The sequence below is a fragment of the Salicibibacter halophilus genome (assembly GCF_006740705.1).
Taxonomy (GTDB): Bacteria; Bacillota; Bacilli; order Bacillales; family Marinococcaceae; genus Salicibibacter; species Salicibibacter halophilus.
Map to the genome: position 1 here is coordinate 1671291 of NZ_CP035485.1, position 13938 is coordinate 1685228.

General features: G+C 47.6%; 12 protein-coding genes and 1 pseudogene. 1 reads left to right on the plus strand and 12 read right to left on the minus strand.

Annotated features, from left to right (window positions below; genetic code table 11):
* Positions 1 to 191 precede the first annotated feature (191 nt).
* Positions 192 to 1694, minus strand: coding sequence for a glycerol kinase GlpK (glpK, locus tag EPH95_RS08080; protein ID WP_142088953.1), 1503 nt, complete (start codon positions 1692 to 1694; stop codon positions 192 to 194).
* A gap of 25 nt (positions 1695 to 1719) precedes the next feature.
* Entirely contained in the window at positions 1720 to 2427 is a 708-nt protein-coding gene (locus EPH95_RS08085) for an MIP/aquaporin family protein (RefSeq protein WP_142088955.1), read from the minus strand.
* Between the two features lie 253 nt (positions 2428 to 2680).
* Here EPH95_RS08085 and EPH95_RS08090 point away from each other — a divergent pair, with 253 nt between their 5' ends.
* Positions 2681 to 3094, plus strand: coding sequence for a GlcG/HbpS family heme-binding protein (locus EPH95_RS08090; RefSeq protein WP_142088957.1), 414 nt, complete (start codon positions 2681 to 2683; stop codon positions 3092 to 3094).
* Between the two features lie 137 nt (positions 3095 to 3231).
* Here the strand turns inward: EPH95_RS08090 and tatA are convergent, their stop codons facing one another.
* The 10 genes and pseudogenes from tatA to EPH95_RS08140 all read right to left on the minus strand — a co-directional run bounded on the left by tatA (position 3232) and on the right by EPH95_RS08140 (position 13807).
* Positions 3232 to 3516 (minus strand): twin-arginine translocase TatA/TatE family subunit, encoded by a 285-nt coding sequence (gene tatA / locus EPH95_RS08095; protein WP_142088959.1) that lies wholly within the window; start codon positions 3514 to 3516, stop codon positions 3232 to 3234.
* A gap of 158 nt (positions 3517 to 3674) precedes the next feature.
* The gene (mdh, locus tag EPH95_RS08100) at positions 3675 to 4613 is read right to left on the minus strand and encodes a malate dehydrogenase (RefSeq protein WP_142088960.1); all 939 of its coding nucleotides are present in this window, start codon (positions 4611 to 4613) and stop codon (positions 3675 to 3677) included.
* A gap of 20 nt (positions 4614 to 4633) precedes the next feature.
* Positions 4634 to 5899 (minus strand): NADP-dependent isocitrate dehydrogenase, encoded by a 1266-nt coding sequence (gene icd, locus EPH95_RS08105; RefSeq protein ID WP_193557022.1) that lies wholly within the window; start codon positions 5897 to 5899, stop codon positions 4634 to 4636.
* 132 nt (positions 5900 to 6031) lie between these two features.
* Positions 6032 to 7150, minus strand: a complete 1119-nt coding sequence (gene citZ, locus EPH95_RS08110) for a citrate synthase (protein WP_142088964.1) — start codon at positions 7148 to 7150, stop codon at positions 6032 to 6034.
* A 304-nt stretch (positions 7151 to 7454) separates the two neighbouring features.
* A complete protein-coding gene (locus tag EPH95_RS08115) occupies positions 7455 to 7850 on the minus strand; it encodes an FxsA family protein (protein WP_160141687.1) in 396 nt (131 codons plus the stop codon).
* Positions 7851 to 7915: 65 nt separating this feature from the next.
* Positions 7916 to 9669, minus strand: a pseudogene (gene pyk / locus EPH95_RS08120) (pyruvate kinase).
* A gap of 61 nt (positions 9670 to 9730) precedes the next feature.
* Positions 9731 to 10690 carry a 6-phosphofructokinase gene (gene pfkA, locus EPH95_RS08125; RefSeq protein ID WP_142088968.1) on the minus strand — a complete coding sequence of 320 codons (960 nt, stop codon included), beginning with the start codon at positions 10688 to 10690 and terminating at the stop codon, positions 9731 to 9733.
* Between the two features lie 12 nt (positions 10691 to 10702).
* On the minus strand, positions 10703 to 11656 hold the full coding sequence (accA, locus tag EPH95_RS08130) for an acetyl-CoA carboxylase carboxyl transferase subunit alpha (RefSeq protein WP_142088970.1): 954 nt from the start codon (positions 11654 to 11656) through the stop codon (positions 10703 to 10705).
* Complete coding sequence (accD, locus tag EPH95_RS08135; RefSeq protein WP_142088972.1) at positions 11634 to 12521, minus strand: acetyl-CoA carboxylase, carboxyltransferase subunit beta; 888 nt, start codon at positions 12519 to 12521, stop codon at positions 11634 to 11636. Before accD ends, accA begins: the two co-directional genes overlap by 23 nt.
* 89 nt (positions 12522 to 12610) lie before the next feature.
* On the minus strand, positions 12611 to 13807 hold the full coding sequence (locus EPH95_RS08140; RefSeq protein ID WP_142091542.1) for an NADP-dependent malic enzyme: 1197 nt from the start codon (positions 13805 to 13807) through the stop codon (positions 12611 to 12613).
* Positions 13808 to 13938 lie beyond the last annotated feature (131 nt).

Here is a 13938-nt window from a genome sequence, read left to right on the forward strand (position 1 = left end):
CCCCTAACAGACGATATGCGTCGCCCGCCAGTTGTTTGCTGTGATCTTCTCATTGACTCTGATCATTGCTTATTAACTTAAGTTTAGTATACGGGAAATCTTATTAGGTGTAAATGTAAAAAGACCGTGAGCGTGCTTCAACCCTATAATAAACACTCTCAACGGTCTTCATTTATCACTAATGGTAATTGCTATTCCCCTGGCTTAAACACCATGGTCGCTTCCACTGCTTTTTTCCAGCCGTTGTAAAGTTCTTGTCGCTCCGGTTCTTCCATGGCCGGTTCAAAGGAGCGGTCTACTTTCCATTTCCTCGCGATGTCGTCTTTGCTATCCCAGACGCCGACCGCTAACCCGGCCAGATAAGCAGCTCCCAGGGCTGTTGTTTCACTGACGGTCGGCCGTTCCACCGGTGCATGGAGGAGGTCGCTCTGGAATTGCATGAGGAAATTGTTTTCGGCGGCACCGCCGTCCACGCGCAACTTTGTCGATGGGATGCCCGCGTCTTTTTCCATCGCTGTCATGACGTCTTTCGTTTGATAGGCCAAAGATTCCAGCGTCGCCCGAACGAGATGCGCTTTTTCCGTTCCCCTCGTAATCCCGAACATCGCTCCGCGTGCGGCACTATCCCAATAAGGAGTGCCCAATCCCACGAATGCAGGCACAAAATAAACACCTTCAGACGAGGTTACACGCGTCGCGAGATCCTCGCTATCCGGCGATTGTTCAATCATGTTGATGCCATCCCGGAGCCATTGGACGGCGGATCCCGCTACGAAAATACTGCCTTCCAACGCGTACTCGACTTTTCCATCGAGGCCCCAGGCAATCGTCGTTAACAATCCATTGTCGGACGTAACCGCTTCTTCACCGGTGTTCATCAAAATAAAACAACCCGTGCCGTATGTGTTTTTCACCGTTCCTTTTTCAAAACACGCCTGCCCGAATAGAGCAGCGTGCTGATCACCGGCTACGCCCGCGATCGGAACTTTTGCGCCAAAGAAATGGTACTCAATCGTTTCTGCGTAGATTTCGGAAGAAGATTTCACTTCCGGAAGCATTTGTTTTGGGACTTCTAAAATATCCATCAGTTCCTGGTCCCATTTTAACTCATGAATATTGAACATTAAGGTACGGGCAGCATTTGTATAATCGGTCACATGAGCGGCTCCTCCGCTCAATTTCCAAATCAGCCACGTATCAATCGTTCCAAATAACAAGTCCCCGTTTTCGGCTTTTTCTCGCGCACCTTCCACATGGTCAAGGATCCATTTTATTTTTGTTCCTGAAAAATAAGGATCCAGCAAAAGACCTGTTTTCTGTTTAAACGTTTCGTTCCATCCATCTTCTTTCAACTGGTCAACAATCGGCTCCGTTTGCCGCGACTGCCACACGAGCGCATGATAAATCGGCCGGCCCGTATGTTTATCCCAGATCACCGTAGTCTCCCGTTGATTCGTAATACCGATGCCTGCGATTTCTGCAGGTTCAACCTCAATTTCCGTAAAAAGACCGGCGAGAACAGCGAGAACCGACCCCCAAATCTCATTGGCGTCATGCTCCACCCAACCGGGCTTTGGAAAGTGTTGGGTAAATTCTCTTTGCACCGAGTGAACTTCCTGGCCTTCTCCGTCAAACAAAATCGCTCGTGTACTCGTCGTCCCCTGATCAATCGCTACGATGTGATTTTTTTCCATGATTATTATTCCTCCTTTTTTCATTCTAGCCTAAAAGCAGTACATACAACGCTGAACCAAGAACAGCACCGACAATCGGCCCAAGTACTGGAATCCATGCATATTTCCAGTTAGACGGTCCTTTCCCATGGATTGGCAACACAAAGTGCGCGATTCGCGGGCCTAGATCACGGGCAGGGTTAATGGCATATCCTGTTGTCCCGCCGAGGGATAAACCAATCGCGACGATTAAGAGGCCGGTGGAAATCGGCTCCAATCCATCTGTAAATGTATTTGCCCCAATTCCAAGGAGCGCAAACAATAACATGGCTGTGCCGATCATTTCACTCATGAAGTTGGAAGGATAATGTTTAATCGCCGGATCTGTCGCGAATGTCCCTAACTTCGCTCCTTGGTCCTCCGTCGCTTTCCAATGAGGGAAGTAGTGGAAATAGATAATGACCGCGCCAATAAAAGCACCCATCAATTGACCGGCAATGTAAAAAGGCACTTGCGACCATGGAAAGTCTCCGATTGCCGCAAATCCAAGCGTAACAGCAGGGTTAATGTGACCGTCACTCACCGTACCGGAGACATAAACACCGAGAGCCACAGCAAGCCCCCACCCGATGGATATGCCAATCCAGCCCATTCCTTCTGATTTCGTACCCTTCAACACGTTGCCGGCCACAACCCCAGCCCCAAAAATGACCAGAACCATTGTGCCGATCAGCTCCGCCAGCATTTCGTACATATCGCTTCCCCCCTTAATAGATGGACCAAAAAATGGACAGCTTCTTACAGGTTGATGTATATGCCATCACCCATAAAAAACTGTCCATTCTTTTCTCAGCAGTTTTCGTCATTAACTTTGATTATTATCATACAGGCTACTTTTAAATTTGTAAACCTTTACATTCTTGTTTGATTGATTTCAAACGTTTAACACTCTCGAGAATGTGGTAAAGTTCGGTAATATTGAATTTTTTAGAAAGGATGAAATAACAATGAGCAAATTAAATTTGGATATGGCCAAAAAGGTTATCGAAGGGGCAGAGACTGAGGCTTCCAACATAGGGGTGCAAATGGTCATTTCAATTTTCGATGAAGGCGGTAACCTTATCGCAACACACCGAATGGATGATGCCTGGCTGGCAAGCATCGATATTGCTCAAAAAAAAGCATGGACGTCCGTCGCGCTAAAAATGCCTACTTCTAATTTGGAAGAAGAAGCAGTACCTAGCGGGAGTCTATATGGCATCAATACGACGAACGATGGGCGAATTGTCGTCTTCGGCGGTGGCATTCCCCTTGAAAAAGATGGAACGGTCTTAGGCGCGATCGGTGTAAGCGGCAGCACTGTCCCAGACGATGTACAAGTCGCGGAAGCCGGGGTTAAGGCATTTAAAGAAAGCTTTTAAAACATAGCCACTGGTAATGAGAGAAGGCCCGACTTTATCGGCCCTTCTCTTTTATCAATAGATTAAAGTGCCTTTCGTCCTTTTCTGAACCTGAAAAAACCACCGCCCGCGAGCGATGGCCATCTTTATGTTCACTTTTACGATTGGTTGTGGGATTCATTTGATGATGTTGTCGTAGTCTCTTCACTGATTTCTTTTCTTTCCGATTCAGGTGGGTCGTCTTCCATCATCTGAGTGGTGGATTTTTTGAACTCATTTAGCGTTTTCCCGAAAGCACCACCGATTTCCGGCAATTTCTTCGGTCCGAAAATCAAGAGAGCGATCAAAAGGATGAGAATGAGACTTGGAATGCCAATATTTGGAAGCACAATGTTTCCTCCTTTTTCAACATGGGCTGTATCTTTACGGCTTAGTATAACCATAGGACGATAAAGTATACTTTACATCAATCGTATCACACATACAGCTTATTGGACATGGTATAGGCATTCCCATTCTATAAAATTTTTATCCTGATGGGACTTTTCGACACTTTGAATACCAAAGGGCTGAACGTGCGTAACGTTCAGCCTTTATCCATTTACTTCAACAATTTCATGACATTTTTCACGGAATCCACGGATGTGGAGAGGTCTTGTTTTTCTTCTTCGGTCAGATTCAATTCGATGACTTGCTCGACGCCATCGCCGCCAAGGACGGTTGGCACGCCAACATAAAGATCACTATAGCCGTATTCGCCTTCAAGATAAGCGATCGTTGGCAATATACGTTTTTTATCTTTGATAATCGTTTCAACCATTTGTGTTAAAGCAGCGGCCGGCGCGTAATAGGCGCTTCCGTCGCCGAGCAAGGAAACAATTTCCCCGCCGCCTTTACGTGTGCGCTCAATGATTTTATCGATGCGGTCTTGAGATAGCAAGTCCGTTAACGGCACACCGCCGACACTGGAGTAACGAATCAACGGTACCATGTCGTCTCCATGGCCCCCGAGGACAAATCCTTGCACATCTTCCACAGACATGCGTAATTCCTGGGCGATAAACGCGCGGAAACGAGCCGTATCCAAAACGCCTGATTGTCCGATCACCCGGTTTTTTGGCAATCCGGAGGCTTGATAAACGGCGTATGTCATCGCATCCGCTGGGTTTGTCAGTACGATAATGTACGTATCCGGTGAATACTTTACAATTTGCTCGGTCACGGATTGCATGATTCCGGCATTTGTATTCACGAGATCATCCCTGCTCATACCCGGTTTCCGGGCGATGCCCGCGGTAATAACCACCACATCGGAGCCTTCCGTGTCCTTATAATCGGAAGTTCCGATCACATTCACATCTGCCCCTACGACAGGGGTGGACTCCAGCATGTCGAGCGCTTTCCCCTGCGTTGGTCCTTCTTTATCCGGAATGTCCACGAGCACAACGTCTGCAAGTTCTTGCTGCGCAACATTAAGGGCCGTTGTAGCGCCTGTAAAGCCGCCACCGATCACAGATACTTTTCTACGTTTAATAGTCATTGATCTGCCTCCTTGGATCCTTACATGTTTTCGATAAGTGCATCCGCAAACCCGGAACATTTCACTTCCGTTGCGTTATCCATTAGCCGGGCGAAATCATACGTAACAACTTTGTTGCCGATAGTCGTATCCATGGAATTTGTGATAAGGTCGGCCGCTTCATTCCAGCCAAGATGACGAAGCATGAGTTCTCCGGATAGAATTAGCGATGAAGGATTCACTTTATCCTGTCCCGCGTATTTAGGAGCAGTACCATGTGTCGCTTCAAAGATGGCGTGGCCGGTATCATAGTTAATGTTTGCGCCAGGCGCGATGCCGATGCCGCCAACTTGGGCTGCCAATGCATCGGAAATGTAGTCGCCGTTTAAATTCATCGTCGCGACAACATCATGTTCTTTCGGACGCGTAAGGATTTGCTGCAAGAAAATATCGGCAATCGCTTCTTTAATAATAATTTTCCCTGCTGCTTCCGCTTCGTCCTGCGCTTTGTTGGCTGCGTCTTTGCCTTCTTTTTCAACAATTTCATCATAGGTTTGCCAAGTGAACACTTGATCAGCGAATTCACGCTCTGCAAGTTCGAAGCCCCAAGCTTTGAAGGACCCTTCCGTAAACTTCATGATATTCCCTTTATGAACAAGCGTTACGCTTTTGCGATTTTCGTTAATCGCATATTGAATGGCGGAGCGGACGAGGCGTTCCGTTCCCTCTTTGGAAATCGGCTTGATGCCGATCCCGGATGTTTCCGGAAAGCGAATGTTTTCGGAGCCCATTTCATTTTGGATAAAATCAATCACTTTTTTCGCTTCAGGTGTTCCTTCCTGATACTCAATGCCGGCATAAATATCTTCCGTATTTTCGCGGAAAATCGCCATATCCACTTCCTCAGGGCGCTTCACCGGGGAAGGCACACCAGAATAGTGGCGAACCGGACGCAAACAAGTGAACAAATCGAGTTTTTGGCGAAGAGCTACGTTTAAAGACCGAATGCCGCCGCCGGTTGGCGTTGTAAGCGGGCCCTTAATGGCGATTAAGTTTTCACGGATCGTATCCAACGATTCTTCCGGAAGCCACTCCCCAGTCTTGTCGTGGGATTTTCCACCAACGAGAATTTCTTTCCAATCGATTTTTTTCTTGCCGCCATAAGCTTTTTCGACAGCTGAATCAATGACGCGCGAAGCCGCCGCCCAAATGTCGGGACCGGTGCCGTCGCCTTCAATGTACGGAATGACAGGATTATCAGGGACGTTTAAATTTCCGTTGTTTACAGTAATTCTTTCAGACATGATAAATTCCTCCAAGCAAAAATTAAATTTCGTTCATCGACTTTTATAGCCGATGCTTCAACCTAATGGTACTTTCTTGCTCTTACCCGATATTATAATCCCAGTGAAAAGGGTTGAAGCCTTGGATAATAAACGCTACGAACGTTCGTCCAACGGAATGTATTTTTGCGTGTCCGGACCGACATATTCCGCACGCGGCCGAATGAGACGGTTGTCGGCATACTGTTCCAGAATATGCGCGTTCCAACCTGCCGTCCTGCTCACAGCAAAAATTGGGGTGAATAGATCGTGGTCAATGCCTAAACTGTGGTAAACAGATGCTGAATAGAAGTCCACATTCGGAAGCAACCCTTTATCGTTGGTCACTTTTTCTTCAACAGCCACAGACATATCGTACCATTTTGATTCTCCGGCGATCCCTGTCAATTTCTTGGACATGTCACGCAAATGTTTCGCGCGCGGGTCGCCGTTTTTGTACACACGGTGGCCAAATCCCATAATTTTTTCTTTTTTGTCAAACAATCCTTGAATGTAATCATCGACCTGATCGACTTCCCCGATCTCACTTAACATCGCCATTACACGTTCATTGGCGCCGCCGTGCAAGGGGCCTTTTAACGCGCCGATGGCAGCGGTGATTCCGGAATAAAAATCGGACAATGTCGCCACACATACACGGGCTGTAAACGTCGATGCGTTTAATTCATGATCCGCATGCAAGACAAGCGCTTTGTTCACCGCGTCAACGGCAACATCTTTCGGTTCTTCGCCATTTAGCATATAAAGAAAATTTGCGGCGAAGCCAAGGTTGTCTTTTGGCTTAATCGGTTCTTTTCCGTTTCGGATTCTTGCAAACCCGGTCACAATCGTGGCGATCTTCGCCTGCAATCGCAAGGCAATCCGTTTTGCGGCGTCTTCTGTGACTTCATCCGCTTCTTGATCGTAGAGGCCCAATTGCGAAACCGCGGTCCTTAATGCCGCCATCGGATGTACCTCGGCAATTGGATAGGCTTTCATATCATTAAATATTTCATTCGGTACTGACATGTTAGCCACTAATTCGTTCGAGAATGTCTCCAACTCCGTTTTATTCGGCAACTTGCCATTCCATAATAAGAATACCACTTCTTCAAAAGACGAGTAATTGGCTAGGTCATCAATGTGATAACCCTGGTATGTGAGAACATCGTCAATAATTGAACTTACACTGGAAGTTGTTGCTACAACACCTTCCAGACCACGCGTCTGGCTCATAAAACCTCTCCTTTACACCTGAGAATCCGATGGACCGGCGGACACGTCACTCGAAGTCCAGTAAAAACAAACCGAAACGGCTTGTCCGCATTTTCCGCACAAAGTTCCGAATGGCACAGATGAGAGGATACGATAAGAATCCTCTCCGATACATTCTACCGCCGGTTTTTTCACCATCCTCTATTATATACATTTTTGTAGGATTTGTGAATGAATAGTCATTATTCTTTACGACAAATTACGGTTCATTCGTTTTTTTACGCATGTAAATCCCGTAAAATATCGCATTTGCCCAAAAGATGTTTCACCAACGCCGGATAACCATGAAGTTTCGGTTAATCAACACTTTATTGAAAAAATATCGGACGAAGCCTTTGATATACGTTCGCGTAAACGGTAGGATGAGCATGAAACCTAGAAGGTCGGTGAGAAAACCGGGGGCGACAAGCAAAAATCCGCCAAAAAGGATGCAAATGCCATCCAGCGCAATGCCGGTCGGGGTTTGCCGATTCTGGATTTGCAGTTGCAAGACTTGCCACGTTTGCCTACCTTCTCTTCGCGCCAGCCATACACCAATAACACTAGTAAGGAGCAGGAGGAACAATGTCGGCAAAAAACCAATTGCTCTTCCGACTAACCAGATGGCAATAATTTCAATAATCGGGATCGCGAGTAACAGAAAGACGAAAACCCTCGCCAAAAATAACCCTCCTTTTCTCCAATAGACTGGCCACAATTTCCGAATCCGCTTCATGTTCCGTACGCTTATAAAACACTCGCATGTCCTTTATAAATATCTCCTCTTGCACTATCCAACGTTAACTCTTCTCCATCTTCAAAGCGTTCAACCGCGCGTTCAACCCCAACGATAACAGGAATCCCAAGGGTTAATCCAACTACTGCGGCATGGCATGTCAGGCCGCCTTCTTCGGTGATCACTGCTGCTGCTTTTTCGAAAGCATCCATCATCTCTTTGTCTGTAGACGGTGCGATTAAAATATTTCCTTCCTCCATTTTATCGTTCGCTTCTTGAGCGTTGCGGGCAATTACAGCTTTTCCGGATGCATTTGTCTGGCCAATCCCTTGCCCCTTTGCGGCTACTTCACCGATTACGTGCACTTTCATGATATTCGTCGTCCCAGTCTCTCCTACCGGAACGCCGGCAGTAATCACAACGAGATCTCCGTGTTTGGCCATTCCGGATTTAAGGGCTTTGCTTACGGTTATGTCGAACATTTCATCCGTCGTTGACACTTTTTCTCCCAGCAAAGGACATACGCCCCACACGAGGTTTAGGCGTCTGAGCACGCAGATGTCACTTGTAACGGCAATGATTTTTGATTTCGGCCGATATTTGGAAACGAGCCGCGCCGTATAGCCGCTTTCCGTTGCTGTAAGAATCGCGGATGTGTCTAGGTTTAACGCCGTTCTGGCTACCGCTTGGCTGATTGAATTTGTGATCGTCGTCCGGCTTTCTTTCGTCCGGTTATCCAACGCCTCTTCATAGTTTAACGCGGATTCCGCTTTAACAGCAATACGGCTCATCGTCTCAACCGCTTCGACAGGATAATCACCCGCGGCTGTCTCCCCTGACAGCATAATCGCATCCGCGCCATCAAAAATCGCGTTCGCGACATCACTTGCTTCTGCTCTCGTGGGACGGGGGTTTTGCGTCATCGATTCAAGCATTTGGGTTGCTGTAATGACCGGTTTTGCCAGATTATTGCTGTCATTGATCAGCTTCTTTTGAACGAGAGGCACTTCCTCAGGCGGGATTTCCACCCCTAAATCGCCTCTTGCCACCATAATCCCTTCGGAAACTTCAAGAATTTCTTCAATGTTTTCGACCCCCTCTTCGTTTTCAATTTTTGGGATGACGGGGGTGTTTTCAGCCTGATGATGTTCCAATAATTCCCGGATCTCAAATACATCGGCCGCCCTTCGAACGAATGAAGCGGCAATAAAATCGATGCCTTCCTCAATCCCAAAAAGGATGTCTTCGGCATCTTTTTCTGTCATTCCCGGTAAGTTTACTTTGACCTTCGGCAGATTAACGCCTTTGTTATTTTTTAGGATGCCATCATTCATAACAGATGCCTTTACTTCTCTCCCCTCAATGGATTCCACTTGCAACTCAATTAAACCGTCGTCAAGGAGAACAGTATTGCCGGGAGAGAGGTCATTCGCTAAATCCTCGTATGTAACGCCTATACGTTCAGCATTTCCCTGGATTTGACCGCCTGCGAGACGGATCGTGCCCCCTTTTGTAAGTGCACTTCTCCATTTTCCATTTCATACGTTCGTATTTCAGGTCCTTTCGTGTCCAATAAAATCGATATTTCTTTTCCGGATTCCGCTGCCGCTTCCCGAATGGTCCGTATTCTCGCGCGATGTTCTTCATGGTCTCCGTGGGAAAAATTAAGGCGGGCGACATTCATCCCGGCATCTATCAACTGTTTCAACGTTTGTTTATCTTCAGAGGCAGGGCCGATCGTTACAACGATTTTCGTTTTTCTCATCATAACAAATCCTTTCTGTGAACTAGAGGAGAAGTGAGAGATGGGAGGTAAAACTTCCACCCTAAATAGACAGTTCCTGGGATAACCGGTACATATTCTCATCAATGTGATGGGGTTTTTGTAGCGCGTTGCCAATCTGTTGATCAACGATTTGGTTCGCCAGCATCCCCACCAATCGACCGGATTTTCCATTGAGTAATAGCTCCATGGCGTGCGCGGCGAGTCGACTTGCGAGGACACGGTCAAAAGCGGTCGGCGAACCCCCGCGTTGAATATGGCCGAGCACCGTGACTCGAGTTTCGAAACCGGTGCGCTCCTGAATTTCTTTGCCAAATTCTACCCCGCTCGCGGCACCTTCAGCCACAATAATAATGCTATGTTTCTTGCCCCGCTTATGCCCTCTTACAAGACGATGGACCGTGTCGTCCATATCATAAGGCTGCTCGGGAATGAGGATCGTTTCCGCCCCATCGGCTAACCCGGACCAAAGCGCCAAGTCTCCTGCGTCACGGCCCATCACTTCAATCACATAGGTTCTTTCATGGGAGGTGGCCGTATCGCGTATTTTATCAATCGCTTCGATAACCGTATTTAAAGCAGTGTCAAATCCGACTGTAAAATCAGTGCCGGGAACGTCATTATCGATGGTAGCGGGCACGCCAATGGTCGGAAAACCTAAGTCGTTCAGCACTTGGGCTCCTTGAAATGAACCATCCCCGCCAATCACAACAAGGGCATCCATTCCAGCGTCCCGTAGATGCCGGACTGCTTTTTCCTGCCCTTCTTTTGTCTTAAACTCCTCACACCTTGCCGTATAAAGCATCGTCCCTCCACGATGAATAATATCCCCGACATCGCCGATTTCCAAAGGATGGATATCATTGTTCAAAAGTCCGGAAAACCCGTAATTGATTCCCCACGCCCGTACATCATGGTAGATCGCTTTCCGTACAACTGCCCGGATGGCTGCGTTCATCCCGGGTGAATCTCCCCCGCTTGTCAAAATGCCTATATTTCGCATAGAACCTCCCGCTTACTCATCTGTTTTTCCGATCTTATTGAATTTCTCGAATCGCTGGTGCTGCAATTCCTCCGGCGACAAGTGAGAAAGCTTGGCTAAGCTGTTGTCCAAGGTTCGCTCGATAAAGCCGGCTTGTTTTACAATGTCATAATGCGCACCTCCACGCACCTCCGGAATAATGCCGTCAATAATGCCGAATTCCTCAAGGTCAGGCGCGGTAATACGCATCGTTTCCGCCGCTCTCTGCGCTTCGGATGCATCTTTCCAAAGGATAGTGGCAGCACCTTCCGGCGATATTACGGAATACGTAGCGTTTGCCAGCATATACATATGGTTGCAAACGCCCAACGCAAGCGCGCCTCCGCTGCCGCCTTCTCCGATCACGATGCCGATGGAGGGCACACCAAAACCGGCCATTTCCAACAGATTTCGTGCAATGGCCTCGCTTATCCCTCTCTCTTCTGAAGCTTTTCCCGGAAACGCACCTTTCGTATCAATAAAACAAATAATCGGACGGTTGAATTTTTCTGCCTGCTTCATCATGCGTAAAGCTTTGCGGTATCCTTCAGGATGAGGGCTTCCAAAGTTACGGCGTATGTTTTCCTTCGTATTCCGCCCCCGCTGATGCCCTATCACGGTCACCGGGCGCCCTTTGTATGTGGCGATGCCTGATATGATCGCTTCGTCGTCCCCATAGAGACGGTCTCCGTGCAATTCCAGAAAATCTGCAAACAAATAATCAATATAGTCCAACGTTGTTGGACGTTCCGCATGGCGCGCGATCTGCACACGCTCCCATGGGCTTAATTCATCATAGATTTGAACCTCAAGTTCCTGCAATCGTTCTTCCAAGTGCTGAATCTCTGCTTCCAAATTAATGTCTTTATTCTCGGTAAAATTTTTTAATTCATTGATTTTATTTTGAAGCTCGACCACCGGTTTTTCAAATGGAAGATTTTGACTCATTGTTAATCTCCTTCTTTTCCCACGCATGGATTTTCAGGATTTTTGCAAGTACACCCTTCGTTTCCGAACGATGGACGACCTGGTCCAACTGCCCATGCTCCAATAAAAATTCTGCGGTTTGAAAATCATTGGGGAGTTCTTCGCGTATCGTCTGTTCGATGACTCTTCTTCCTGCAAAACCGATGAGCGCTCCCGGTTCTGCAAAATTGTAATCTCCCAATGACGCGAAGCTGGCGGAAACACCGCCGGTTGTCGGGTGAGTCATGATGGATACGAAAGGAATTTTCGCTTGATGCAACCGTTCCAAGGCCACGCTCGTTTTCGCCATTTGCATCAAGCTTACGACGCCCTCCTGCATTCGCGCCCCGCCTGAGGCACTGAACATGATGAACGGTACGCCGTTTTTTTCCGCTTGCAAGATGGCGCGGGAAATCTTTTCTCCGACGACAGCACCCATGCTCCCCATTCTGAATCGGGAATCCATGACGCCAATGACGACCGGATACCCTTTGATGCTTCCTTCTCCGGTGACAACCGCTTCATTCAACCCTGTTTTTTCTTGGTCTTTCGTTAATTTCTCCTCATACTCCGGGAAATTCAAGGGGTTTCCGGAAAGCATTCCCGCGTCCATTTCCCGAAATGTTTTGTCGTCAACGACGCAATCGACGCGCTCATAAGCGGTCATGCGAAAGTGATGCCCGCATTCGCTGCATAAATTCAAGTCCTTCTTCAGTTCACGGGAGTACATGATTGTTTTACAGCCGGGACATTTCGTCATCACACCATCATTCATTTTTGTAGGCTGCGTTCGTTCCGAAGGAATCGGTGCATACTTTCTTTTTTTTGAAAATAAATCCTTAAACAAGCTGTTCACCTCTTTGGTTCTTGCCTGAGTCGCCGCTTGAAAAGCGACCGCCTTCATTGGCGATCGCTTGTTGGCATATCGCGCGTCGCTTACTCTTCAATCAAAGCTTCTTTGCGCGTTCGCTCAGCAATTTCTTCGGGGTCGGCAGTTTTTCTTGCCACGCCTGTTTCCATAGCAGCGCTCGCCACCGCGGCCGCTACCGCCGGAGCGACACGAGGATCAAATGGTGCCGGAATCACATAATCCGATGATAATTCATCGGCACTGATGAGTTTTGCGATGGCATAAACGGCAGCCCGTTTCATCTCCTCATTGATATGAGTGGCATTGACATCCAAAGCGCCTCTAAAGATCCCCGGAAAAGCGAGCACATTGTTTACCTGGTTGGGATAATCCGAACGGCCGGTCCCAATCACGATAGCTCCGGCTTCTTTCGCAACATCAGGCATAATTTCAGGTGTCGGGTTTGCCATTGCAAAAATGACCGGATGGTCATCCATCGTCTGGACCATTTCTTTCGTCAGTGCCCCTTCGACGGAAACGCCGATAAAAACGTCCGCACCATGAATGATATCCTTTAACTCTCCCTCTTTCCTTTCAAGGTTGGTCACTTTCGCCACTTTTTCCTTCACTTCATTCATGCCCTCGGCTCTTCCTTCATATATCGCACCACGGGAGTCACACATGATAATTTCTTCCACTCCCATGTTCATGAGCAGCTTGATCACGGCTATTCCCGCTGCGCCCGCGCCATTCATGACAATTTTGGCCTCTGACAGATCCTTGCCCGCCACTTTTAAAGCGTTGATCAGTCCGGCAACGGTAACAATTGCCGTCCCATGCTGATCATCATGAAAAATGGGGATATTCGTTTCTTCTTTCAAGCGGTCTTCAATAATAAAGCAGTCCGGAGCTGCAATATCTTCGAGGTTGACGCCGCCAAAAGACGGCTCCATCATCTTGACGGTTTCAATAATTTTCTCGTTGTCCGACTCATTCAGGCAGATCGGAAAAGCGTCAACGCCGGCGAATGATTTGAATAAAACCGCTTTTCCTTCCATGACAGGGAGAGAAGCAGATGCCCCGATATTTCCTAGGCCTAAAACGGCGCTCCCGTTTGACACGACAGCAACCATATTGCTTTTCATCGTGTAGTCAAAGACTTTTTCCGGGTCTTCATAAATTTCTTTACACGGTTCGGCCACCCCCGGCGAATAGGCAAGGCTTAGGTCGCGGCTGTTACGAACTGGAATTTTTGACTTGGATTCAAGTTTTCCTTGTTTCATTTTGTGTAGATGTAACGCTTCCTCTTTGATCGTATCCACAATCTGCACGCTCCTTTTATCAAATTTTGTGCGAAAATATGTGATCCAGTTCGCTCTGCTTTCTGATTGAAACCTATTATAACAAAGACAAC

Excerpts from the sequence above, each read along its gene's own strand:
- mdh (WP_142088960.1), bottom strand. The coding sequence starts at position 4,613 with ATGACTATTAAACGTAGAAAAGTATCTGTGATCGGTGGCGGCTTTACA.
- tatA (WP_142088959.1), bottom strand. The coding sequence starts at position 3,516 with ATGGTTATACTAAGCCGTAAAGATACAGCCCATGTTGAAAAAGGAGGA.
- pfkA (WP_142088968.1), bottom strand. The coding sequence starts at position 10,690 with ATGCGAAATATAGGCATTTTGACAAGCGGGGGAGATTCACCCGGGATG.
- citZ (WP_142088964.1), bottom strand. The coding sequence starts at position 7,150 with ATGAGCCAGACGCGTGGTCTGGAAGGTGTTGTAGCAACAACTTCCAGT.
- EPH95_RS08090 (WP_142088957.1), top strand. The coding sequence starts at position 2,681 with ATGAGCAAATTAAATTTGGATATGGCCAAAAAGGTTATCGAAGGGGCA.
- EPH95_RS08140 (WP_142091542.1), bottom strand. The coding sequence starts at position 13,807 with ATGAAACAAGGAAAACTTGAATCCAAGTCAAAAATTCCAGTTCGTAAC.
- glpK (WP_142088953.1), bottom strand. The coding sequence starts at position 1,694 with ATGGAAAAAAATCACATCGTAGCGATTGATCAGGGGACGACGAGTACA.
- EPH95_RS08085 (WP_142088955.1), bottom strand. The coding sequence starts at position 2,427 with ATGTACGAAATGCTGGCGGAGCTGATCGGCACAATGGTTCTGGTCATT.
- accA (WP_142088970.1), bottom strand. The coding sequence starts at position 11,656 with ATGAGTCAAAATCTTCCATTTGAAAAACCGGTGGTCGAGCTTCAAAAT.